The sequence below is a fragment of the Lysobacter sp. P5_C4 genome, assembly GCF_054049695.1.
On record NZ_JBFULX010000001.1, the window covers coordinates 375,056 to 398,820 of the forward strand.

General features: G+C 67.2%; 22 protein-coding genes. 6 read left to right on the forward strand and 16 right to left on the reverse strand.

Annotated elements, in window-relative coordinates; genetic code table 11:
- Nucleotides 1–2 precede the first annotated feature (2 nt).
- Genes ACXJJ8_RS01680 through ACXJJ8_RS01690 form a run of 3 tightly spaced genes read right to left on the reverse strand, consistent with a single transcriptional unit; the run spans nt 3 to nt 1,277 of the window.
- A complete protein-coding gene (locus tag ACXJJ8_RS01680; RefSeq protein WP_499026502.1) occupies nt 3–410 on the reverse strand; it encodes a hypothetical protein in 408 nt (135 codons plus the stop codon).
- Nucleotides 407–1,042: a putative toxin gene (locus ACXJJ8_RS01685; RefSeq protein ID WP_499026503.1), complete on the reverse strand. Its 636-nt coding sequence runs from the start codon at nt 1,040–1,042 to the stop codon at nt 407–409. Before ACXJJ8_RS01685 ends, ACXJJ8_RS01680 begins: the two co-directional genes overlap by 4 nt.
- 10 nt (nt 1,043–1,052) lie before the next feature.
- Complete coding sequence (locus ACXJJ8_RS01690) at nt 1,053–1,277, reverse strand: hypothetical protein (protein WP_499026504.1); 225 nt, start codon at nt 1,275–1,277, stop codon at nt 1,053–1,055.
- Nucleotides 1,278–1,287: 10 nt separating this feature from the next.
- Between ACXJJ8_RS01690 and ACXJJ8_RS01695 the strand changes: the two genes are divergently transcribed.
- Nucleotides 1,288–2,343 carry a GGDEF domain-containing protein gene (locus ACXJJ8_RS01695; RefSeq protein WP_499026505.1) on the forward strand — a complete coding sequence of 352 codons (1,056 nt, stop codon included), beginning with the start codon at nt 1,288–1,290 and terminating at the stop codon, nt 2,341–2,343.
- Here ACXJJ8_RS01695 and ACXJJ8_RS01700 read toward each other — a convergent pair.
- Nucleotides 2,340–3,221 (reverse strand): LytTR family DNA-binding domain-containing protein, encoded by an 882-nt coding sequence (locus tag ACXJJ8_RS01700; RefSeq protein ID WP_499026506.1) that lies wholly within the window; start codon nt 3,219–3,221, stop codon nt 2,340–2,342. The two genes, ACXJJ8_RS01695 and ACXJJ8_RS01700, sit on opposite strands and share 4 nt — an antisense overlap.
- A gap of 153 nt (nt 3,222–3,374) precedes the next feature.
- Here ACXJJ8_RS01700 and ACXJJ8_RS01705 point away from each other — a divergent pair, with 153 nt between their 5' ends.
- On the forward strand, nt 3,375–4,562 hold the full coding sequence (locus ACXJJ8_RS01705) for an acyltransferase family protein (RefSeq protein ID WP_499026508.1): 1,188 nt from the start codon (nt 3,375–3,377) through the stop codon (nt 4,560–4,562).
- Here ACXJJ8_RS01705 and ACXJJ8_RS01710 read toward each other — a convergent pair.
- A complete protein-coding gene (locus tag ACXJJ8_RS01710; RefSeq protein WP_499026509.1) occupies nt 4,502–4,984 on the reverse strand; it encodes a glutathione peroxidase in 483 nt (160 codons plus the stop codon). The genes ACXJJ8_RS01705 and ACXJJ8_RS01710 overlap by 61 nt on opposite strands.
- 39 nt (nt 4,985–5,023) lie before the next feature.
- A complete protein-coding gene (locus ACXJJ8_RS01715) occupies nt 5,024–5,455 on the reverse strand; it encodes a CBS domain-containing protein (RefSeq protein WP_499026510.1) in 432 nt (143 codons plus the stop codon).
- 174 nt (nt 5,456–5,629) lie between these two features.
- Here ACXJJ8_RS01715 and ACXJJ8_RS01720 point away from each other — a divergent pair, with 174 nt between their 5' ends.
- On the forward strand, nt 5,630–7,864 hold the full coding sequence (locus ACXJJ8_RS01720; protein WP_499026512.1) for a M3 family metallopeptidase: 2,235 nt from the start codon (nt 5,630–5,632) through the stop codon (nt 7,862–7,864).
- Nucleotides 7,865–7,940: 76 nt separating this feature from the next.
- On the opposite strand, the gene ACXJJ8_RS01725 is transcribed toward ACXJJ8_RS01720, so the two are convergent.
- Complete coding sequence (locus ACXJJ8_RS01725; RefSeq protein WP_499026513.1) at nt 7,941–8,219, reverse strand: hypothetical protein; 279 nt, start codon at nt 8,217–8,219, stop codon at nt 7,941–7,943.
- Nucleotides 8,220–8,352: 133 nt separating this feature from the next.
- Between ACXJJ8_RS01725 and ACXJJ8_RS01730 the strand changes: the two genes are divergently transcribed.
- On the forward strand, nt 8,353–10,635 hold the full coding sequence (locus ACXJJ8_RS01730) for an FdhF/YdeP family oxidoreductase (protein WP_499026514.1): 2,283 nt from the start codon (nt 8,353–8,355) through the stop codon (nt 10,633–10,635).
- Here the strand turns inward: ACXJJ8_RS01730 and ACXJJ8_RS01735 are convergent.
- The 9 genes from ACXJJ8_RS01735 to ACXJJ8_RS01775 all read right to left on the reverse strand — a co-directional run bounded on the left by ACXJJ8_RS01735 (nt 10,619) and on the right by ACXJJ8_RS01775 (nt 20,860).
- Nucleotides 10,619–14,986: an Lhr family helicase gene (locus tag ACXJJ8_RS01735; protein ID WP_499026516.1), complete on the reverse strand. Its 4,368-nt coding sequence runs from the start codon at nt 14,984–14,986 to the stop codon at nt 10,619–10,621. The two genes, ACXJJ8_RS01730 and ACXJJ8_RS01735, sit on opposite strands and share 17 nt — an antisense overlap.
- Nucleotides 14,987–15,076: 90 nt before the next feature.
- Nucleotides 15,077–16,222, reverse strand: a complete 1,146-nt coding sequence (gene cfa, locus ACXJJ8_RS01740) for a cyclopropane fatty acyl phospholipid synthase (RefSeq protein WP_499026518.1) — start codon at nt 16,220–16,222, stop codon at nt 15,077–15,079.
- Nucleotides 16,223–16,248: 26 nt separating this feature from the next.
- A complete protein-coding gene (locus ACXJJ8_RS01745; protein WP_499026519.1) occupies nt 16,249–17,079 on the reverse strand; it encodes a DUF3298 and DUF4163 domain-containing protein in 831 nt (276 codons plus the stop codon).
- A 196-nt stretch (nt 17,080–17,275) separates the two neighbouring features.
- A complete protein-coding gene (locus ACXJJ8_RS01750; RefSeq protein ID WP_036164817.1) occupies nt 17,276–17,485 on the reverse strand; it encodes a cold-shock protein in 210 nt (69 codons plus the stop codon).
- 253 nt (nt 17,486–17,738) lie between these two features.
- Nucleotides 17,739–18,455: a pseudouridine synthase gene (locus ACXJJ8_RS01755; RefSeq protein ID WP_499026520.1), complete on the reverse strand. Its 717-nt coding sequence runs from the start codon at nt 18,453–18,455 to the stop codon at nt 17,739–17,741.
- Between the two features lie 9 nt (nt 18,456–18,464).
- Nucleotides 18,465–18,779, reverse strand: coding sequence for a GNAT family N-acetyltransferase (locus ACXJJ8_RS01760; RefSeq protein WP_499026522.1), 315 nt, complete (start codon nt 18,777–18,779; stop codon nt 18,465–18,467).
- Between the two features lie 15 nt (nt 18,780–18,794).
- Nucleotides 18,795–19,520, reverse strand: a complete 726-nt coding sequence (locus tag ACXJJ8_RS01765; RefSeq protein WP_499026523.1) for a hypothetical protein — start codon at nt 19,518–19,520, stop codon at nt 18,795–18,797.
- A gap of 64 nt (nt 19,521–19,584) precedes the next feature.
- Nucleotides 19,585–20,199 carry a rhomboid family intramembrane serine protease gene (locus ACXJJ8_RS01770; RefSeq protein ID WP_499026525.1) on the reverse strand — a complete coding sequence of 205 codons (615 nt, stop codon included), beginning with the start codon at nt 20,197–20,199 and terminating at the stop codon, nt 19,585–19,587.
- A 4-nt stretch (nt 20,200–20,203) separates the two neighbouring features.
- Nucleotides 20,204–20,860, reverse strand: coding sequence for a glutathione S-transferase family protein (locus ACXJJ8_RS01775; RefSeq protein WP_499026527.1), 657 nt, complete (start codon nt 20,858–20,860; stop codon nt 20,204–20,206).
- A 77-nt stretch (nt 20,861–20,937) separates the two neighbouring features.
- Here ACXJJ8_RS01775 and ACXJJ8_RS01780 point away from each other — a divergent pair, with 77 nt between their 5' ends.
- Together ACXJJ8_RS01780 and ACXJJ8_RS01785 are read left to right on the forward strand one after the other, a co-directional pair.
- Nucleotides 20,938–22,701: a M14 family metallopeptidase gene (locus tag ACXJJ8_RS01780; RefSeq protein ID WP_499026528.1), complete on the forward strand. Its 1,764-nt coding sequence runs from the start codon at nt 20,938–20,940 to the stop codon at nt 22,699–22,701.
- An 18-nt stretch (nt 22,702–22,719) separates the two neighbouring features.
- The gene (locus ACXJJ8_RS01785; protein ID WP_499026530.1) at nt 22,720–23,754 is read left to right on the forward strand and encodes a YbaY family lipoprotein; all 1,035 of its coding nucleotides are present in this window, start codon (nt 22,720–22,722) and stop codon (nt 23,752–23,754) included.
- Nucleotides 23,755–23,765: the final 11 nt, after the last annotated feature.

Genomic DNA, 23,765 nt, shown 5'->3' on the forward strand with positions numbered 1-23,765 from the left:
CCTCACCGCCGCGGAAAGCCGATCGAGGTGCCTTCGAGCACGAAGGACGTGCCGTAGAGCGTCGGCGTCGCCTTCCGCGCGCGATACGGAATGAACAGGTCCATGCATCCTCCGCCGACGTGCGAAAGATGCAATCGGATCGCAGTGTCCATCCCGTCGCGCGGTACGTGCAGGTGGATGTCGAACACGAGCGCGTGCGCCACCGCGGCGGCATCGATCTCCGCCACCTCCCGCGCCAACGCGCGCTGGCACAGGGGCCGCATCGGCACTGCGGGCCCGAACCCCACGTGGACCAGCCGACCCGGCGCGACGACGTAGCCGCCGAACGCCTGGAATTCGCCGAAGCGGTCGAGCATCGTGCGCGCGAAGGCCAGGAGTTCGTCGCGCAGCAGGTCGCATTCGGGCGTCATGGTTGCGGCCCCAGGTCATCGCGCCGGATGACGGTGGTTGCGGCCTCGACGGTCGAGGTCACGTGCGTGCGCGTGCCCGTGACGACGACATGCGCGCGGCCCGTGGCTTGCGCATGCTCGCGTTGCGCGCGCAGTTGCGGCGACATCGTCACGCGCTTGGCATCCTTGATCTCGCCCACCTGCGTGGCGTTCTCGAAATCGGGGATCGTTCGCCCGTGTTGGTTCGCCACCGGCCGCGTGTTCTTCGTCTCGCCGAGCGCTGCGAGGATGCGGGCCTCGGCGCGGATGCCACGGATGAGGTTGGCCGGGCTGCTGGCGAAGCCGCCGGGGCCGTCCTGGAACTGTGTAACGAACAGGCGCCCGAGCAAGCGGAGACCGCCGAACTGGCCTTCGCGATGCACGCGGGCCATTTCTTCCGCGCGCCCGGGCGGCGGCGCCTGCCCGTGCGCGGCCATCCACGCGACGGATTGGCGCCCATCCGGATCGATGCGCGAGAACGGATCACCGTCGGCGTAGGCATGGCGGGCGCCCGTGGTGGGCAGCGGATCGATGGACACGAATCGCGCCGACGCCGGCTGCGCGGCGCCGAACAACAACAGGCCCAAGCACCAGCCGAAGATGCGCCGTTCCATGGTTGCTCCGTTACGTGCGGGGGCCTCCATCACGCGCGTTCGCGCCCGGGTGCGACAAGGCGAAACGCCGCCTGTGCCCGCGGAAGATCGGCAAGGCCGCATTCACTTGTTCTTGACCGCAAACAATCGCCGGTGCGTTACCGTTTTTGCCGATGGCCACGACGCGGAAAGCTGCTCCCCACCCCCTCCCCGGCGTTCTGCCGGCGCCACCGATTTCGATCGCCAGCTTCTTCACGCGCCGCTCCTTGCGCGCGCTCACCGACGCCGAGCGCACCAAGGTGGTCGAAGCACAGGTGCAATCCACGCGCCCGATCGTCAGCGGCGTGGTCGCCAGCGGCGCGATGATCCTGGCGCTGACGGGGATGTTCGAATTCGCCGGCATCACGCCCGACATCGGCTGGCCCTGGTGGGCGGTGGAACTGGTCGCGCTGACGGCCGGGGCCTGCGCGCTGGCGATCTGGCATCTCAACGATTGGCGCCCGCGCTTGCTGCTGACGGTCTTGAGCGTGTTGTTGGTCGGGATCTTCCTGTCGGTGCCGATGCCGGGCATCGGGACCATCATTGCCGGGCGCACGGGCCTGTTCCAGTTGATGCCGATCGCGTTGCTCGCGCTGATGGCGCGCCGCGTGTCGATCCTCGCGATTTCCGCGGCCATGCTCGCGCTCGCCGCAATGCGCGTGGGCCTGCACGGCAATCCGCCGGCCGGCGCGGCGCTGTATTGGCTGACTGTCGCGGTTTCGATCGGCTTCGGGATCATGCTCGGCGGCTACCGCACCGATTTTGCGGTCGGCGCGTACCGCATCCGCCAGAAGTTGCGCGAACAGGCGACCACCGACGAGCTCACAGGCCTGCGCAATCGCGCGGGGTGGAACCGCGAAGCCGGCGATGCCTACGATGACGCGATCAAGCGCGGGCGACGCGCGAGCGTGGTGTTCCTCGACATCGACCACTTCAAGCGCGTCAACGATACCTTCGGGCACGCCACCGGCGACCGCGTAATCCAGCAACTCGGCCAGATCCTGCGCGAGCGCGCCGGCGAGCGTTGCCTGTGCGCGCGGCTGGGCGGCGAGGAGTTCGTCGTGCTGCTGATCGACCAGGCACCCGAATCGGTTGAAGGCTTCGTGCAGCGCGTGCGCCGTGAATTCCAGGACGCGGCGCACGACACCAGCGTGACCGTCAGCGCGGGCGTCGCGCACCGCATCCCGGCCGAGAGCATGGGCCAGCACATGCGGCGCGCGGACCTCGCGCTGTACGAAGCCAAGGCCGCGGGCCGCGACCGCATGCAGGTGTCCGAAGCCTAGGCGTTCGCCGGGCGCAACGCGTCGCGATACCGTCGGCTGCACGGCACGATCGTGCCGTCGCGCAACACGACGCGTGCATCGCCCGTATCGAGCGGTTCGATCTGCGCGATGCAATCCAGGTTCACCATGTGGCTGCGGTGCACGCGTACGAAGCGGCTGGGATCGAGCTGCTGCTCGATGGTCGACATCGTGCTGCGCAACGGGTATTCATGGCCGCGCACGCGCAGGTTCACGTAGTTGCCCGAGGCCTGCAGTGCTTCGACATCGTTGGCGGCGATCAGGAATTCCTTGCCGAGCTTGCGCACCAGGAAACGTTCGGGGCGCTCCGCGAGCACCGTCGCAGGCGCGTCGTCGGGTTGCGAGAGCACGCTCGCCTCGCCCTGCCAGCGGCGCAGGAACCAGCGCCACGCTTCGATCGTCACGACCAGCGAGGCATAGCTGCGGATGTCCTTCAGGTATTCGTAGCCCCATTCGCGCAGGACCGGGCCGAAGTCGTAGGTCTCGCCCTGCGCGGCGTACACGGCCTTGCGGATGGCGACCATGGCCACGACATGGGCGATCGACCAGGCCACGCTGCCGAGGATGTGCAGGGGCAGCGCGCGCCGCCAGGTGTCGAAGCGCACCGGGTTGAAGCGCGTGAACCAGGCGACGGCGGGCACCAGCGCCAGGCAGACGATCGCGCTCGACCATTCCCACACGGCCGGTTCCCATGCGTGGAAGCCCAGGTGCGCACGCTGGATGTCGAGCCAGGTGACCGCGCTGTTGGCGGTCGCGTTGAGGCAATACATCGCGACCCAGAAGCCGGCCTCGAACGTGCGGCGCCAAGGGCGGAAGCGATCCCACGCGGTCGGGGTCACCAGGGAGGCATTGGTCGACATGCCGCGCATTGTGGCGGAGGGGCGCGGGTGCGCGGTACCGGTTCGTCCCTGCCTCCCGCGGTTCGTCCCCGGGAGAGGCGAATCAATCACTTGGCGCTGTCATTCGCGCACGGGCGGGCCGAGCGTGGGGCTCCCGATCAACGGACCACCGCCATGCAAAGCACGCGCCGCCACGACATCGACGCCCTGCGCGCCATCGCCTTCGGCATGTTGATCCTCTATCACTGGGCCATGCTTTACGTCGGCGGCGACTGGGGCTGGCACATCAAGTCGACCTACACCACCGAAGCGATCCAGCTCCCGATGCTCGCGGTGAACCGCTGGCGCATGGACCTGATCTTCCTGATCTCGGGGTTGTCGGTGCACTTCCTGCTCCGCGACACCCGCATCGGACGCTTCGTCGCACTGCGGAGTTGGCGCCTGCTGCTCCCGCTGACCTTCGGCATGTGGGTCGTCGTGCCGATCCAACCTTATGTCGAAGGGGTGTCGAACGGGCTCGTCGAGCCAGGCTTCCTCTCCTTCCTCGTGCGCTACTACGGCCACACGACGTGGCCCGAAGGCGCCTTCGCCGGCTGGGAACACGGCTTTACCTGGAACCACCTGTGGTACCTGGCGTACCTGTGGACCTACACGATGGTCTTCGCGCTGCTGCTGCCGTTGCTGCGCCGCCTGCCCAATCCGTTCACGAAGTTGCGCGGCATCTGGCTGCTGATCGTGCCCGCGCTGCCGATCGCGGTGTTCACGCTGTTGCTGCAGCCGCATTTCGAAGACACCGGCGACCTCGTGCACGACTGGTACCGGAACAGCGTGTACTTCACGATGTTTCTGTACGGTTGGTGGCTCGGCGTCAACGAGGCGGTCTGGTCGGAGCTCGCGCGCCTGCGCCGTCGCGCGCTGATCAGCGCCGTCGCCTTGTTCGCCTTCTATGCCGCGTGTGTATTCGTGCTGCCCGATGCAGTCTCCGACACGCTGCAGGCCGCCATCTGGGTCCTGCGCAGCCTGTACATCTGGTGGATGCTCTGCGCGATCCTCGGTTACGGGCACCGGTATCTGAATCGTCCCTTCGCATGGTTGCCGTGGGCGAACGAGGCCGTCTACCCGTGGTACGTGCTGCACCAGAGCCTGATCGTGGGCTTCGCCTTCGTGCTCGTGCCGATGCACCTGGGGCCGATCGTCGAACCGGCGCTCGTGTTGGCCGGCACCGTCGCCGGTTGCGCGCTGTTGTTCGCGGTGATCCGGCGCGTGCCGGTGCTGCGCCCGCTGTTCGGCATCAAGCGCCGTCAGGCCAGGGCGGCTTCGATGTCCTTCGCGAGCGACTCGGGCGTGTCGGTGGGGGCGTAGCGCTTGCGCACCTTGCCGTCGCGGCCGATGAGGAACTTGGTGAAGTTCCACTTGATCGCATCGATGCCCAGGAACCCGCCCTTCTCTTCCTTCAACCACTTGTAGAGCGGATGGGCCTGGGCGCCGTTGACGTCGATCTTCGAGAACAGCGGGAAGTCGACGTCGTAGGTGAGCGAGCAGAAATTCCGGATCTCGCTCTCGTCGCCGGGATCCTGATGGCCGAACTGGTCGCACGGGAACCCGAGGACGACGAGCCCGCGGTCGCCGTAGTCCTTCCAGAGCTTTTCCAGGCCGGTGTACTGCGGGGTGAACCCGCACTTGGACGCGACGTTGACGATGAGCAGCACCTTGCCGCGCCAGTCGGCGAGCGAACGTTGCTGGCCGTCGATGTCCTGCGCGGTGAAGTCGAAGGCAGTGGTCATTTGCGATCCGGGCGACGTTGGGGTCGCCCGGAGTCTAGCTCACGACTTGCGGTCGGGCTCGGAGACTTCCTTGACGACCTTGGCGGTCTGCACGTCCTTGCCGGCCAGCGCGATGTCGGCCACCGACACGATGCCCGTGAGCTTGCCCTTCGCATCGACCACGGGCACGCGGCGGATCTTCGCCGCTTCCATCAGCGCGGTCGCGTCCTTGAGGCTGCTGTCCTCGCGCACGCTCTGCACGGGGACGCTCATCGCATCGGAAGCGGTGGCGCCCATGGTGTCGCGGCCTTCGGCCACGATGCGCACGGCGATGTCGCGGTCGGTGACCACGCCCACCAGGGCGCCCTGCGTGTCGACGACGGGGATCTGCCCGCAGTCGTTCTCGATCATCAGGCGGGCCACGTCGCGCAGGGGCGTCTCGGGCGAGGCGGACGCGGGGTTGGCGGTCATCACCGAGGTCACGTTGGCCATGGGGGCCTCCGACTGAGGGGGGACTCCGATTGTTGCCATGCGCCGTTGTGCGCACGTGAACCGGCCTCCAGGCGGCACCGGAAACGGCCGCATTCACCCGCCATGGCTTTCGTCATGCGTAGCCTGCCCCCGGCTCGGGTAAATTCGGCGATTCCGTCCGACGAGTACCCATCCATGAAGCACCCGCTCGCCTGCGCCCTGGCGCTCGCCCTCGCCGCAGGCACGCCTGCTTTGACGTATGCGCCCGCCGCGGCCGCGCAGACCCAAGGATCCGCCGTGCAGAACTCCGCCTCCAATCCGTTCTTCGCCGACAGCACGCTCCCCCTGCACTACCCCGACTTCGCGAAGATCAAGGACACCGACTTCGGCCCGGCCTTCGACCAGGGCATGAAGGAAGAGCTCGCGCAGATCGAGCGCATCGCCAACGACACCTCGGAGCCGACCTTCGACAACACCATCCTGGCAATGGAGAAGAACGGCCGCACGCTCACGCGCGCCGCCACCGTCTTCTACAACCTGCTCGGCGCCGACAAGAACGACGCGCGCGAAAAGATCGACGAGAAGTATTCGCCCATCTTCGCCGCGCACCGCGACACCATTCGCCTGAACCCCAAGTTGTTCGCGCGCATCCAGTCCTTGTACGACCGCCGCGCGGCGCTGGGCCTGGACGCGCAGCAGACGCGCCTGGTCGAGCGCTACTACACGGACTTCGTCCGCGCCGGCGCCAAGCTGAGCGAGGCCGACAAGGGCAAGCTCAAGGACATCAACGGCCAGCTCGCCACGCTGGGCACGCAGTTCGACCAGAAGCTGATCGCCGGCCGCAACGCCGCGGCGGTCGTCGTCGACACGCGCGCCGAACTCGACGGCCTTTCCGATGCGCAGATCGACGCGGCGGCCGACGTGGCCAAGGCGCGCAAGCTCGACGGCAAGTACGTCCTGACCATCCTCAACACCACCGGCCAGCCCCCCGCTGCGCAGCTGACCAATCGCGCACTGCGCGAGAAGCTGTATCGCGCCTCGATGGCGCGCGGCGACGGCGGCGAGTTCGACACCACCGCCATCATTTCGAAGGTCGTCAAGCTGCGCGCGCAGAAGGCGCAGTTGCTCGGCTATCCGAACTGGGCGGCGTTCGTGCTCGAAGACGAAACCGCGAAGACCCCGCAGGCCGTCAACGACATGCTCTCCAAGCTCGCCCCGCCGGCGGTGAACAATGCCAAGCGCGAAGCGGCCGACCTGCAGGCGATGATCGACAAGGAACAGAAGGCCAAGGGCCAGCCGACCTTCAAGCTCGAGCCGTGGGATTGGTCCTTCTATTCGGAGAAGGTGCGCAAGGAAAAGTTCGCGTTCGACGAAAACGAACTCAAGCCGTATCTCGAACTCGACAACGTGCAGCAGAACGGCGTTTTCTACGCCGCGAACCAGGAATACGGCCTGACGTTCAAGGAACGCAAGGACCTGCCGGTGTACGAGCCGGACGTGCGCGTGTTCGACGTGTTCGACAAGGACGGCAAGCAACTCGCCATCTTCATCTCCGACATGTACGCGCGCGATTCCAAGCAGGGCGGCGCATGGATGAACTCCTACGTCGACCAGTCCGCGCTCACCGGTTTCCTGCCGGTCGTGGCCAACCACCTCAACATCACCAAGCCGCCGGCGGGCCAGCCGACGCTGCTGACGTGGGATGAAGTGACCACGATGTTCCATGAGTTCGGCCATGCGCTGCACGGCATGTTCTCGGACGTGCAGTACCCCTACTTCACCGGCACGAGCGTGCCGCGCGACTTCGTCGAATATCCCTCGCAGGTCAACGAGATGTGGGCCGACTGGCCGACGGTGTTGCCGAACTACGCCAAGCACTACCAGACCGGCAAGCCGATGCCGAAGGAACTGCTCGACAAGGTGCTGGCCGCGGGCAAGTTCAACCAGGGCTTCACCACGACCGAATACCTGGGCGCAGCGCTGCTCGACCAGAAGTGGCACCAGATCACGCCCGACCAGGTGCCGCCCGCATCGGATGTCATGGCCTTCGAAGCCGCCGCGCTCAAGAAGGACGGCGTGGACTTCGCCGCGGTGCCGCCGCGTTACAAGACGCCGTACTTCAGCCACATCATGGGCGGCTACTCGGCGGGCTACTACGCCTACATCTGGTCGGAAGTGCTCGATGCCGACACGGTGGAATGGTTCAAGCAGCACGGCGGCCTGTCGCGCGCCAATGGCGACCACTTCCGCGACACGCTGCTCTCGCGTGGCGGCAGCAAGGATGCGCTGCAGCTGTTCAAGGATTTCGCCGGTCGTGCGCCGGAAATCGGTCCGCTGCTGAAGCGTCGTGGCCTGGATGGGTCGGCCGATGATTCGAAGAAGCCCGAGGGCGAAGCCAAGTCGCAGGAGAAGACCGCCGCGGGCGGTTGATCTTTCGAAGCCATCGTCGAAAAAGCGAAAGGGCCGCAGCGCGGCCCTTTCCTTTTGCATTCGCTGGAGGTGACGATCAGGCCGCCGACTGCACTCGCACCGGCTTGTCGTCGCAGCAGCACACATCCTTGCTCAGCTTCGCGACTTGCCAGGCCGAATGCGCTTCCTCGCGCACTTCCGTCCAGCCCAGTTGCGAATCGCCGCGCACGCGGGCCCAGTCGCTCGCCATCTGCGGTTCGACCTTCTGCCACGTCATGTCGGGATAGAAACCTGTCGCCAATTCGCCCAGGGCCCGGGCGCGCGCGGAGGTGACTTCGTCGATGTCGCGCGGGGCGGCATGGAGGTGGATGACCATTGGGGCTGGACCTGGGTTACGCGGGGGATGCCGCGCAATGTGCGCACTGCTGTGTAACAACCGGGTGAAAGCTGACCCGTACCGCTGCTTATGGAGGCTTGCGGCTGGGCCTGTGGCGGGTTAAACCCGTGCCATGACCTCGCACCGCACACCCTCTCCCGCCGGCGGCCGCGGCGCCCTGCGCGCCACCGTGCGCGCCTGGTCGCGCCAGGGCATTCCGCTGAAACTCGTCGGCTCCTTCCTCACGGCCAACAAGGTGGGTGGCTTCGACTGCCCGGGTTGCGCCTTCCCCGACAAGGTCGGCCATCCGCTCGTCGACAGTTGCGAGCAGGGGCAGAAGGCGATCGCGTGGGAGATGACGCGCAAGGCGGTCGGCGCGGAATTCTTCGACGGCAAGACACCCGCCCAACTGCGGGCGCTCGGCGATTTCGACCTGGAATTCCAGGGGCGGCTGACCACGCCGGTGTTGTACGAGGCAAGTGTCGGCACGTTTCGCGCGATCGACTGGGACCAGGCGTATGCCATCGCTGCGCGCGAGTTGCGGGCCTTGCCGCCGCAAGCGGTGGCGTTTTACGCGTCCGGCCGCAGCAGCAACGAGGCCGCATTCCTCTGGCAACTCGCCGCGCGCGGTTACGGCAGCCCCAACCTCCCCGATTCGTCGAACTTCTGCCACGAAGCGTCGAGTCATGCACTGAAGCAGAGCATCGGCACAGGCAAGGGTACCTGCACGCTGGAAGATTTCGAACACGCGCAGTTGTTCATCGTCATCGGCCAGAACCCGGCCAGCAACCATCCGCGCATGATGACGGCCTTGTACGAGGCGAAGAAGCGCGGCGCCACGATCCTCGTCGTCAATCCCTTGCGCGAGCGCGGATTCACGCATTTCTCCGATCCGAAGAACCTCGGCGAACTCGCGCGCGACAAGGGCATCGCAGTGGCCGATGCGATTTACCAGGTCACCATCGGGGGCGACTTCGCGGCACTCAAGGGCGTGATGAAGGCGTTGCTGGAGATGGAACGCGCAGCGCCGGGCACGGTGTTCGACACCACGTTCATCGCGCAACACACCGAAGGCTTCGATGCATTGATCGCCGACCTGGATGCCTGCGACTGGGCAACGCTCGTTGCACGCGCCGGATTGCAGGAAGCGCAGATGCGCGAGATCGCAATGCATTACGCGCGCGCCAGTTCGACGATGATCACCTGGTGCATGGGCCTGACCCATCATCCCGATGCGGTGGCGACGATCCAGCAAGTCGTCAACCTGTTGCTGTTGCGCGGCAACATCGGCCGCCCCGGTGCGGGCGCGATGCCCGTGCGCGGTCATTCCAACGTGCAGGGCGACCGCACGATGGGGGCGACCTCGCAAGTCACCGACGCATGGCTCGACAACATCGAGCACACCTTTCCCGGCGTGCGCCTGTGCCGCGATGCAGGGCGCGATGCGGCCGGCGTGATCGACGGGCTGTTCGACGGCAACGTGCGCGCCGTGCTTTCGCTCGGCGGCAACTTCGGTGTCGCCGCCCCGGATGCGCCGCGCGTGCTGGCCGCGCTCGAGGCTTGTCGCTTCACCCTGCACATCGCGACCAAGCTCAATCGCACGCACTGCCATCCCGGGGAAATCGGGTTGTTGCTGCCGACGCTCGGCCGCACCGACCGCGACCTGCGCCCCGGCGGCGAGCAGTGCATTTCCACCGAGGATTCGTCGAGCACCGTGCGCGCTTCGCGCGGCGTGCAGGCGCCGATCAGCGAACTGCAACGCAGTGAACCAGCCATCGTTGCCGAACTCGCACATGCGGTCGGTTGCGCGCCGAATGTCCCCTGGCTCGAATTCGCCGACGACTATGCGGCGATCCGGGATCGCATCGAGCGCTGCCAGCGCGGCGTGACGGACGGCTTCGAGCGCTTCAACGATCGCCTGCTGCAGGACGGGCGCTTCATGCTCCCGAATGCGGCCTCGCATCGGCAATGGAATACCGCCAACGGCAAGGCGCGCTTCATGGCGCACGCCTTGCACGACGACACGCCGGTGCAACAGGCGCGCCGTACGCACGGGCAGGCTGCGCTGACGCTGATGACGATGCGTGCGCACGATCAATTCAACACCACCGTGTACAGCGGCGACGATCGTTATCGCGGCGTCGACGGCGATCGGCGCGTGGTGTTCCTCAACGTCGAGGACCTGCACAGGCGCGGGCTGCGCGATGGCGATCGCGTCGATATCGAATGTCTGGTCGAGGATGGGCACGAACGGCGTGTCGCCGGATTCACTGCGCGCGAATGGGACATCCCGCCGGGTTGCTGCGCAGCGTATTTCCCCGAGGCCAGTGGGCTGATCGCCTCGAGCGTCTACGCCGCCGGCAGCCGCACACCGCTTTACAAGGAGATGCCCGTCCGCGTCACCGCGGCCGCGTGATCAATCCACCAGCGCGCGCTTCTTCGCCGTGGAAAACCGGCTCTGGTTCGCGCAACAGCGCACGGCGCCAGGCGCGTTGCTCGTCGAGCGTGGTCTCCACGTGGAAGGCCAATTTGCCGGCGATCCACGTCGCGACCGCGATGCCGTCGCGATACAGCACGCGCGCACCGAGTTGGCGCGGCACCTTGTCGCCGGCCAGGACGGTGCCGACGAGATTCAGCGGGTCGAGCGCGGACAGGCTGACCAATGCGCCGTCATGCGGGCGCTTGCGTACCGCGCGCAGCGCGCCGATCGCATCGGGCAGCGCGAACTGTTCGCCCGACAGCCCGGCGATGAAGCGCCCGCCGCGGATTTCGCCGCGGGCTTCGAGCCGGTGGTAGACGCGCAACAACTCGCGCCACGGCGGCAACCACGCCGCTTCGCGTTCGAGCAGGCGCCAGCACACGACGCCATAACGCCGCAGCAACGTGCGTGCGATGTGCTCGACGGATTCCGGCGCGACGGCTTGCGCTTGGGATGGCTTGCGTGTCAGCGTCCAGCGGCCCGCATCTTCGATGCCGAACAAGGCCGCACGCCGCCCGCGGCGCGCACCGAATGCGTGCGGGCGTTTGGATTGCGGTACGAGCAGCGCGCGCAGGCCGGCGAAACTGTCGCAATGCACGCGCCCGCGTGCGACGAGTTCGGCGAGCGCATCCTCGAGTTCCGTGCGCAGCAGGTGCGCGCCGGTCGTGAGTTCGTCGAAGAACGACGCGCCATTCTCGCGGAGATGATCGGCGACCTTTTCCGCGCGTGAGGACAGCGCTGGCTCTTCGTCGTTGCGTTGCGCGGCGACCTGCGTCCACGTCGTGAGTTGCTTGCGCGGCAACAACACGATGGGCGTGGCGCGCACGGGCGCGGTGCGGCCGCCCTGCGCGTCCGAGGGCGCATTGCGCAGGCGCGCCCAGGTCGTGCGGCCGGCGGTGCACAGATCGTCGAGCCACGCGATGGAATAGTCGTTGACGCGCGCGGGCAGCAGGTCCGATTCCCACGCGGCCGCGGGGGCTTCGAAGCCTTCCAGTTGCGCCACCACGCCCGCCAGCGCTTCGGGCCCGCTGACGCGCGCCGACGGCGCCACGCGCTGCCAGCCGAACAGGAAGCGCATGAAATCGCGCGGCTCGACCGGTTCGATTTCGCGCCGCAAGCGGCCGATGGTGTAACGATGGATGCGCGCGAGCAGGTGGCGTTCGCACCACTCGTCCTCACGCGTGGCGCGTTCCCCCGAACTGAAAATGCCGCGCATCGCGAAGCCTTCGGTTTCCAGCGCGGCAAGGGCGAGGTCCACATCGCTGCGCGGCAAGGACAATGCCGTCGCGAGCGCGTCCGCAGTGATCGGCCCGACGCCGGTGAGGCGCGCCCGCACCAGGGCGAGCACGGCTTCGTCGCGCGGCCATTCGCGGAGGTAGACCTCGGGCGTGGCAATCTTCGGTGCAAAGCGCGCCCCGGGATGCAGCGCCTGCAACTGCGGCAGGCGTTCGGCTGCCCACCATTGGCCCTCGCCCACCGCCACGCGTGTCGCGCGCATGTCCTTCGCCAGTGATTGCAGCAAGGGCAGCCAGGCATTCGCGCGCGCATCGGCCTCGGTGACGGTCCCGATGCCCATGAGGGCTTCGTGCATCTCGTCGGCGTTGCGCGCGTCGGGCCAAGCCTGCGCGCGCACCTCGTCGATCGCATCCGGATCCAGGCGACCAAGGTCCCCCGCCGTGTCGTCTTCCGCATAGCGGCGCGCCATGACGGCCTGCGTACGGCGTTCTTCCAGTGGCGCGTCGTCCAGGAACGCGTAGGGGCGCGCGTTTAGGGCTTCGGCCGCGAACGGCGACGGCGCGGTGAGATCGCGCGCGACGACTTCGATTTCGCCCGACACCATGCCGCGCAACACCGCGAGCCAGCCTTCGGCATCCATTGCATCATGCAGGCAGTCCTCGAGCGTCTGCGCGACGAGGGGATGCTCGGGCACCTCGCGCTCACCGACCAGGTTCTCCGCGCAGGCGACCTGGTCGGGGAACACGGTCGCCAGCAGATCCTCCGACTTCATGCGCTGCAATTGCGGCGCGACCTTCTTGCCGCCGACGAAGCGCGGTAGCGCGAGCCCCGTCGTCGCATTCCAGCGCCAGCGCACGCCGAACAGCGGCGCATCGAGCAGCGCCTGCACGAGGATGTCGATCGCCGAATTCGGATGCAGGTAGGAGGCGACCTCGATCAGCGGGAAACTGTGGCTGGTGGAGAGCGACAGGACGATCGCATCTTCGGTCGCCGCCGCCTGCAGCTCGAAATTGAACTTGCGGCAGAACCGCTTGCGCAGCGCCAGGCCCCAGGCGCGATTCACGCGCGAGCCGAAGGGCGAATGCAGGATCAGCTGCGTGCCCCCGGATTCGTCGAAGAAGCGCTCCAGCACGATGCGCTGCTGCGTCGGCATCGTGCCGAGCGCAGTGATTTGCCGCGTGAAGTAGTCGGCGAGCTGGCGCGCGGCGGCTTCGTCGAGGCCGATGTCCCGGGTGAGGAACGGCAGCGGGTCTTCGCCGGCTTCGACATGTTCGGACAACACGCTGCGCAAACGCGACACGCCGGACGAGAGCTCGTCGGTGCGGCCCGGCGCTTCGCCCAGCCAGAACGGGATGCTCGGCGGCATGCCCTGCGCATCCTCGACGCGCAGGCGGCCGGGCTCGACGCGCAGGATGCGGTAGCTGGTGTTGCCGAGCTGGAAGATGTCGCCGGCGAGGCTCTCGATCGCGAAGTCTTCGTTGACCGTGCCGATGTTGGTCGACTGCGGTTCGAGCATGACGCTGTAATCGCCGGTATCGGGGATCGTGCCGCCCGACATCACCGCAATCTGGCGCCCGCCTGCGCGACCACGCAGCCGCTTGTGGACGGCGTCGCGATGCAGGTAGCTGGCACGATGGCCGCGGCGCGTGGTGAAGCCTTCGACCAACATTTCCACGATGTCGTCGAAGGATTTGCGCGGAAGTTCGGCGTACGGCCACGCGTTGCGCACGAGCGCGAACAACGCATCCTCTTCCCATTCCTGCGCGCAGACTTCGGCGACGAGTTGCTGCGCGAGCACATCCAGCGGGGCCTTCGGCATGCGTAGCGCGTCGAGTTCGCCGCGGCGCACGCAATCGAGCAAGGCCGCGCATTCGGCCAGGTCGTCGCGCGATTGCGGGAACAGGCGCCCCTTCGGCACCCCGCCCACGAAATGGCCCGAGCGGCCCACGCGTTGCAGGAAGGCCGCGATCGCGCGCGGCGAACCGAGTTGCACCACGAGGTCGACATCGCCGATATCGATGCCGAGCTCCAGCGACGCAGTCGCGACCAGCACTTTCAACTGGCCGGTCTTCAGCCGTTGCTCGGCGGCCAGGCGCAACTCCTTCGCGAGCGAGCCGTGGTGTGCGGCGACGTGTTCCCTGCCGATCAGATCGCCCAGGTGGCGCGCGGCGCGTTCGGCCATGCGACGCGTGTTGACGAAGACGAGCGTCGTCTTGTGTTGCTGGACCAGCTGCGCGATGCGCGCGTACACCTGCTCCCACTGTTCGTTCGACATCACCGCCTGCAGCGGCGTGGGCGGGACTTCGAGCGCGAGGTCGCGTTCGCGCGCGTAACCGATGTCGACGATGTCGCAATCGGCCACGCCGCCCTCGACATGGCTCGCGCCGACGAGGAAGCGCGCGACGTCCTCGATCGGCTTCTGCGTCGCCGACAAGCCCACGCGCGTGAGGCGGCGGCCGCACAGCGCATCGAGGCGCTCCAGCGACAGCGAGAGATGGCTGCCGCGCTTGCTCGCGGCCACCGCGTGGATTTCGTCGACGATCACGGTGCGCGCGGTGGCCAGCATTGCCCGGCCCGAATCCGAACCGAGCAGCACGAACAGCGATTCGGGCGTGGTGACCAAGATGTGCGGCGGCGACTTGCGCATGCGCGCGCGCTCGCTTTGCGCCGTGTCGCCGGTACGGACCGCGGTGCGGAGGGCGACGTCGGGCAGGCCCATGCGCGCAAGCTCGTTGCGGATGCCTTCGAGCGGCGCTTCCAGGTTGAGATGAATGTCGTTCGACAAGGCCTTGAGCGGCGAGACGTAGACGACCTGCGTCGCTTCGGGCAGCCCTTCGGGCGACAGGCCCTGGCGAATGAGCGCGTCGATGGCGGCCATGAACGCGGTCAGCGTCTTGCCCGATCCGGTGGGCGCGGCGACGAGCGTGTGGCGCCCGCCTTCGATCGAAGGCCAGGCCTGCACTTGCGCTTCCGTGGGGCCCGGAAACGCGCGCGCGAACCACGCCGCGACGGCCGGATGGAAGAGCTCGAGGACGGGGGACGGCGCCGACATGGCCGACGGATTATCCGCCAGGGATGCAAGGGCGGGCTGAACGGGCATGGGGCGAAGGCTCCGCCCGGCCCGTCTCACGTCGTGCGACGCCTACCGCGGGGCCACATACCCGCCGGGCACGCCGTTCGGCGACAACACCAGTTGCCACAAATGCAGGTGCCGCGAGCGGAAGCCCGCCATCGACCCGGCCAGGTAGAACCGCCACATGCGCCGGAATCGTTCGTCGTAGCGCGCCGGCAGCCGATCCCATGCCGCCTCCACGTTCGCGCGCCATGCCTGCAGCGTGCGGTCGTAATCGGCGCCGAAGCTGTGCCAGTCCTCGCACACGAAGCGCCCTTCCATGGCGGTGGCGATCTGCCTGGCCGAAGGCAGCATCGAGTTGGGGAAGATGTAACGCTCGATCCACGGATCGGTGTGGTCCGACGAGGTCGTGCTGCCGATCGTGTGCAGCAGGAACAATCCACCGTCCGGCGCATCGGGGGACAGGCAACGCCGCGCGATATCGAGATACGTTTCGTAATTGCGCACGCCGACGTGCTCGAACATGCCGAGCGAAAACACCCGGTCGAAGCCTTCGTCGAGTTCGCGGTAATCCTGCAGGCGGATCTCGATCGGCAGGCCTGCGCACAGGTCGCGCGCGTAATCGGCCTGCTCGCGCGAAACCGTCACGCCGACGCCGCGGATGCCGTATCGCTCCGCCGCGAACTTCAGCCCCTCGCCCCAGCCGCAACCGATGTCGAGCACGCGCAGGCCCGGGCGCAGCAAGAGCTTGCGGCACACGAGGTCGAGCTTTGCTTCCTGCGCGGCGTCGAGGTCGGTCGCGGTGCGCCAGTAGGCGCAGCTGTAGACCATGCGCTTGCCGAGCATCGCGCGGTACAGGTCGTTGCCCAGGTCGTAGTGCCGTTGCCCGACTTCGAAACTGCGCGCTTCGCTCTGCGCGTTCATCAAGCGCGCGCGGAGTGCATCCCAGGCTTCGCCGACGCCGCGCACGCGTTTGTCGACATCGTGGGCAAGCAGGCGGAACAGCATCCCGTCGAGATCGTCGACATCCCACCAGCCGTCCATGTACGACTCGCCGAGCCCGAGCGAACCTTGCGCGAGCACGCGGCGGAAGAAACGCTGGTCATGCACGCGCGGATCCGACAGTGCGCTGCCGCCGGCGCGCGTATCGTCGAAGCACAGGCCCGCGTCGTGGAACAGGCTTTCGACCCGTTGGCGGAACGGATGCGGCGACATGGCGTCGGCCTGCGTTGCGCGTGGACTCAGCCGCCGCGGAACAAGGCGCGGTATGCCGGCGCCACGTGCGGCAGCAGCACTTCGGCGGGCACGTCGACGGTCTGCGTGCCATCGGCGTACGGCCCCACCTGGTAGGGCGCGAAGACGAAGCGCAGCGCGGCGATCCGGCCATCGGCGCCCATGCGCGGTTCGAATTCGGAGAACGCGTCGGCCTTGGGTTGCGTGCCGTCGTCGATCATTTCGCCGGCATTCTTCAGCATGTCGGCGCGTTCCTCGGCGGGCACGGCGTCGGCGTCGATGCGCTGCGACAGCGCGGTGTGCAATTGTTCACGCACGAAATCGGAAATCGCCTGCCAGCCTTTCGCATCGGGCACGAGCGTGTCGGCACGCAGCATCGTGTTGCGTTTGGGCAACCAAACGAAGCGCGCGATGAGCGGCGAGCCATGCGCGCCGCCGGTGTACAGGCTGCCGTCGGCGGCGATCGCGACGAGGTCCGGCGAATCCACGAGCGTGGTGTAGGACAGGCTCAACTCGTAGGGCGCGGTGGGCGTGTCGTTGCCGAGCGCATCGACGGCGCCGAGCAGGTCCTTGCGCGAATTGGCGGCATACGCCATCAAGGCGGACACCAGGCCCGGGTACGGCGCGGCTTCCTTCGGATACGTGATGCCGATGACGTAACGCGGCGTGGTTTCCACCACATCCTTGAGCGGAGCCACCGCGGTGGAAGCGCTGGCGGGCATCGTGGCGGTTGCGCCGCCGGCGGGCTTCGCGCCGGGCGCAGGCGTCGGCGCCTCGCGGCGGCATGCCGGGAGCGCGACCACGGCAATCAGGAGGACGAACAGCAGGCGGCGCTTCATTGAGGCAATCCATTGGCTCGAGGGTCGCGGTGCAAATTATCGCCAGCGGCGTGAGGCCTGAATACACTCGCTGCGTGCGCATCCGACATGCGGGCGCGCATTTTTGTTCCACCCAAAAGAAAACCCGGCCGAAGCCGGGTTTTCGAAGGTGCGTCCGGTGCGTTTCCGCACCGGGCATACCGCGATGTCGTGGACGTTAGACGGCCTGGACTTCGTCGGCCTGCAGGCCCTTCTGGCCCTGCACGACCTTGAACGACACGCGCTGGCCTTCCTGCAACGACTTGAAGCCGGTGCCCTGGATGGAACGGAAGTGCACGAAGAGGTCCGGGCCGGATTCCGGCGTGATGAAGCCGAAGCCCTTGGCGTCGTTGAACCACTTGACGGTACCGGTCTGACGATCGGACATAAACTACTCCTTGAAAAACAGATGGTTGGTGCACGGTGCGCACTTTGCGCACCGAGACTGTCCAGCAAGGGGTAATGAGCGAACGATGTAGCGGACCGCGGGCTGACGCCTTCAGATCTACCGCATCGGGCCACGATGTACCGTGATCCCGCTTGAAACAGTGGGCGCACCTTACCCTACTTTCACGGCAAAGTGTGAATGCGGGAGCACGAAGTTCATTTTCCCGACGAACGTCCCACCGCGAGGCTGGGCCTCACCACTCGGTGCGATTGGGCAGGAGCGCCCGGAGCTCGGCTTCCGTGAGATTGCGCCACTGGCCGACCTTCAGGTGGCCCAACTTCACCGACCCGATCCGCACGCGCATCAGTTGCTTCACGCGGTGCCCGAAATGCGCCGCCATCAGGCGGATTTGCCGGTTGAGCCCCTGCACCAGCACGATGCGGAAACCGAAACGGCCGAGCTTGCCGGTCTTGCACGGCAGCGTCGTCTCCCCGTGCAGCGGCACCCCGCGGGCCATGCCGCGCAGGAACTCGTCGGTGACCGGGTGGTTGATCGCGACGAGGTATTCCTTCTCCAGCTTGTTTTCGGCGCGCAGGATCTCGTTGACGATGTCGCCGTTGGAGGTCAGCAGGATCAGGCCTTCGGACTCCTTGTCCAGGCGCCCGATCGGGAAGATGCGTTCCTGGTGCCCGATGAAATCGATGATGTTGTCGTTGACGCCCGTTTCGGTCGTGCAGGTGATGCCGATCGGCTTGTTGAGCGCGATGTAGACGTGCCGTCGCTTGCCGGGCGCCGCCGCGGCGCGGGCGCGCAGCGGTTGGCCGTCGACGAGGACCGCATCCTCCTCGCCCACTTCGGCGCCCACGCGGGCGCGGATGCCGTTGACCTGGACGCGGCCCTCGGCGATGAGGCGGTCGGCTTCGCGGCGCGAGCAGGCGCCGGTGTCGCTGATGAACTTGTTGAGGCGCATCCCGCCAGTTTAAACGGTAAGCGCCTGATACTCGGGGTGTTTGCCGACCCAGTCCTTCGAATAGCTGCAGGCCAGGTGCACCTTGAGGCCTTGGGCCTTCGCCCACTCCAGGGCGGTGCGCACGAGTTCCCCGGCGATCCCGCGCCCGCCGATCGCCTGCGGCACGCCGGTGTGGAGGATGGTGATCCGACCCGCATCGTCGCGGCTGTAGGCGAGTTGGGCTTCCACACCGTCGACATCGACGGCGAAGCGGCCTTCGGAATGCGGCCCGCGATCCGCTTCGTGGCGGATGCGGGCGGCGATCTCGCGCGGCGTTTCAGTCATGGGCCGACGCTCCCATCACTCGCCCGCATCGCGCTTGCCTTGCCCGTGCCGGTCGCTGGTGCCGCTGCTGCCCGCGGTGCCCTGCGAGCGCGTTTCTTCCTGCTCGCGGCCGACCGCGCGGTCGCGCGCCTGGTCCGACTGGAAGCCCTCGTGCGTGGCCGGCTGGCCACCGTCTCCGCCGATCGCCTGCCACGGCGGCGTTTCGCGGTCGTGCTGCTGTTTTTCGGCGAGCAGGCGGCGCGTGTTTTCCAGCGCCTGTTCGGGCGTGATGGCCGAGGCGAAGGTGGCCGTGGACTTGCGCGTCGACTTCCGGGCGGTGCCCTGCTTCATCGGAGTCTTCGCGACTGCGGGGCGATGGGAAGTCGTCTTCTTCGAAACGGCCTTCGTCGGCGCGGCCTGCGTCGCGACCGGCTTCTTCGCCGCGCCCTTCTTCACTGCGGTCTTCTTCACCGCGCCCTGTTTCAACGCAGGCATCTTGCCCGCCGTCTTTTTCGCCGCGGTCTTCTTCGCCGCGGCCTTTTTCACCGCAGTCTTCTTGCCCGCGGTCTTCTTGACCGCAGCCTTCTTCACCGCGGTCTTTTTCGAAGCAGCACCCTTCGTCGCAACCGTGCGGGACCCGGCTTTCTTCGCGGCGGCCTGCTTCGCCGTCTTCTTCACGGCCTTCTTCGCGCCCGCCTTCCGGGCGGCCTTCTTCGCGCCTTTCTTCGCCGCCGCTCGCTTCGCAGGTTTCCGGGTCGCCATGGTGCTTCCTCGTCAGGACCAGAGCGCCCGGATACCACGGCGGAGATTCAATCGGGGTGATCGCTCACTGCAGCGGCGCGAGCAGCCGCTGCGTGAACACCTCGATCAGCCGCGGTTCGACCACCAGCGCAACCACGATGCCGAAGGCCGCACCCCAGAAGTGGGCGCTGTGATTCACGTTGCCATGTCCACCGCGCGCATCGGCCCAGGCCGAGTACGCGAGATAGACCACGCCGAACACGATCGCCGGGCACGGGATGAACATGATCCCGATCATTCCCCACGGATTGAACAGGATGTAGGTGAACAACACGGCCGAAACCGCACCCGACGCACCCAGGCTGCGATAGCTGCCGTCGTTCCGATGGCGCAGGTAGGTCGGCAGGATCGCGACCACGATCGCCGCCAGGTAAAACACCGGGTAGGCCAGCGGCCCGATCGCGTTCGCGTAGAACCGCTCGGCCAGCGGGCCGAAGAAGTACAGCGTGAACATGTTGAAGAACAGGTGCATCCAGTCGGCGTGCACGAAGCCGTGCGTCACCAGCCGGTCGTACTCGTGCCTGCGGTCGATGGCCGGCGGCCACAACGTCAGGCGGTCGAGCAATCGCGGGCGCGAAAACGCGAGCCACGACACCACCACGGTGAGGGCGATCAGGATCAGCGTCTGCGGGGAACCCATCGCGTCAGACCGCCGCCGTCGCGGGCGCAAGGCGCCATTCGGACAAGCCTTCGCGTTCGTACAACGTGGCGAAGGACGGTCGCGCTCGCATGCGATCGGCGAAGGCGCGCAGGTGCGGCCAATCGGTCGCCGGGCGCGGCATGTTGCGCGACCAGCGCAGCAGCATCGTGAGATAGAAGTCCGCGGCAGTCAGGCGATCGCCGAGCAGGTAGGGCCCGTGTTCGGCGATGCGCGCATCCAGCCGATCCCACGCGGCGGCGATGCGCGGCGCGATGTTCGCGCGCACGTTGTCCGCGTTCGCCTCGCCGGCCGGCTCGTGCGGATACCACCACTGGCGGAACAGCGGCTGCACTGCGTTGGCGAGGTGGAACATCCACTGGTTGTACTCGGCGCGCTGCGGGTCGTCGTGCGCGGGTGCGAAGCGGTGCTGCGGATCGCGATCGGCGAGCGTCACCAGCAGCGCGGCGGCTTCGAAACGCGGCAAGCCATCGAGCACGAGGGTGGGCACGACGCCGTTGGGATTGAGCATGAGGTATTCGGGGGAGCGTTGCGCACCCGTGGACGTGTCGATCAGGTGGAGCGCATGCGGCGCGTCGAGTTCGATCAACAGCCAATGCACGACCAGGCTCGCGGCACCGGGGGAGTAATACAGGACGTCCATGGGTGTTCCCTCTGGGAGAGGCGCACATCATATCGGTCGTCTAAGATCGGCCGCTCCCCCTTTCAACCAAGCCACCCATGACGCCGATCCGCACGCTGCTCGCCTCCGCCGTCGCCCTCGCCTGCCTGGGCCCCGCCTTCGCGGCCACGCCGCGCGCGGACCTGGTCACCGAATCCGAGCGTTCCGGCTTCGTGCGCACGGGTCGCTTCGACGAAACCATCGCGCTGTGCCACGCATTCGAGAAGGCGTATCCCGACGCCGTGCGCTGCACGCAATTCGGCACCACCCCCGAAGGCCGCCCGATGCTCGCGCTCATCGCCACGCGGACCGGCGCGCTGGCGCCGGAGGCTGCGCGTGCGAAGGGCCTGCCCGTGCTGCTCGTGCAGGGTGGCATCCACGCCGGCGAGATCGACGGCAAGGACGCGGGCTTCCAGGCGTTGCGCCAGGTGCTCGACGGCGAACAGGACAAGGGCGTGCTCGACAAGCAAGTGCTCGTCTTCGTCCCGGTGTTCAACATCGACGGCCACGAGCGCTTCGGCGCATGGAACCGCCCGAACCAGCGCGGCCCCGAACAGATGGGATGGCGCACCACCGCGCAGAACTACAACCTCAACCGCGACTACGTGAAGGCCGACGCGCCGGAAATGCAGGCGATGCTGCGCCTGGTCGATGCGTGGGACCCGATCGCCTACATCGACCTGCATGTCACCGACGGCGCGAAGTTCGAACAGGACGTCGCCGTGCAGGTGGAGCCGGTGCACGCCGGCGATGCCGCGTTGCAGGCCGCGGGCCGCGCCTTCCGCGACGGCGTGATCGCCGATGTCCGGAAGCAGGGCGCGCTGCCGGTCGCGTTCTATCCCTCCTTCGTGCAGTTCGACGATCCGACGTCGGGTTTCGTCGACGGCGTGTCGCCGCCGCGCTTTTCGACCGGCTATTTCCAACTGCGCAATCGCTTCGGGATGCTGGTGGAAACGCATTCCTGGCGCCCATATGCGCATCGCGTCAAGACCACGCACGACATCGTGCTCTCGGTGATGCGGCACGTCGCCGACGATGGCGCGGACTGGATGCGTATCGCGAAGGCCGCCGACGCCGCCGATCTGGCAGGCAAGCCCGTGCCGCTTGATTACAAGGCGAGCGAGAAGGTGCGCACGATCGATTTCCGCGGCTACGCGTACACACGCACGCAGTCGGACGTGTCGGGCACGCTGATGACGCGTTACGACGAAACCAAACCGCAGGTGTGGAAGGTGCCGTTGCGCGACGACATCGTGCCCGACCAGGTGGTCGATGCGCCGCGCGCGGGCTACATCGTGCCGGCGGCGCATGCGGCGTGGGTCGGCGAGAAATTGAAGCTGCACGGCGTGCAGTTCCATCCGATCGAAGGGCACGACAAGCTCGCGGTGCAAACCTTCCGCGCGACGAGCACGAAGTTCGCCGGCAATTCGGTCGAAGGCCACCAGCGCCTGACGGTGGAAGGCGCGTGGAAGCCGGAAACACGCGGCGTCGGCAAGGGCGCGTTGTTCGTGCCGATCGATCAGCCGAAAGCCCGCCTGGTGATGGCACTGCTCGAGCCGAAGGCGCCCGATGCGCTGGCCGCGTGGGGTGAATTCAACAACGCCTTCGAACAGAAGGAATACATGGAAGCTTACGTCGCCGAGGAAGTCGCCAAGACCATGCTGAAGGATCCGAAGGTGCGGGCCGAGTTCGACACCGCGTTGAAGGACCCGGCGTTCGCGAAGGACCCCGAAGCGCGCCTGGCCTTCTTCGCGAAGCGGCATGCCTCGTGGGACGAACGCTTCAATCTCTATCCGGTGTTGCGCGTCGACACCACGCCCTGATTCGACAAGGAGCCTGCGATGAACGTGTTGCGTTGCATGTTGGCGATGGCGTTGGTGGCGATGCTGGCGGGCTGCCCGGACAAGGCGGCCCCTGCCGCCGATGCGCCGGTGCCGACCGAATCCAACTTCATCCATGGGCGCGCCACGTATCTGGAACGCATCAAGATCCCGCCGGGCGCGGACTTCACGGTGGAGTTGGTCGACGACCAGCGCGCCGATACGCCCGATGCGGTGATCGCGACGACGACGCTGGAGGATGTCGCGGGGCCGCCGTACGACTTCGCGTTGCAATACGACCCCGCGAAGGTCCGCGCCAACGGCCGCTACGGCCTGCGTGCGGTGTTGCGCGGCGTGGATGGCGGCCTGTTGTTCAACACGCCGACGCGCATCGCGGTCACGCCCGGGGATCAGAAGGTCGTCGAATTCCGCATGGTGCGCGTGCGCAGCGGCGATGCGCCGCAACCGCCCACGCAAACCACGCGGTCGACGTGGACCTGCGAGGACATGACGTTCGAAGCCGTCTTCGACATTCCGGGAGAACGCGTGGACCTGGCCTTGCCGAGCGGCGCGGTGTCGCTGCCACTGGCGCAGTCCGCCTCGGGTGCGCGCTATGCCGATCATCTCGGCAACGAGTTCTGGACGAAGGGTGCGGAAGGCACGCTCACGCGCCAGGGCGGCGCGAAAGTCGAATGCGTGCAGCAGGATGCGCCCCCGCAGGCGGGCTCGCCGTGGGAAGCGGCGAAGCGACGCGGGATCGCGTTCCGCGCCATCGGCAACGAGCCGGGCTGGCTGCTCGAAGTCGGGCCCGGCGATACACCGCGCTTGCATGCGGAACTCGATTACGGCGCGCGCACGCTGGAGGTCGCGAAGGCCGATTCGCTTTCCGGCCTGATGGGTTACGCCGGCGCGACGGCCGATGGGACGAAGGTGCGCGTCGTGCTCGACCGCAAGCCCTGCAACGACGGCATGAGCGACGCGATCTACCCGGTCGACGCGATGATCGACGTCGGCGGCACGTCCTATCGGGGTTGCGGGCGCTTCCTGTCGGAATGAAGCCGCGCGCA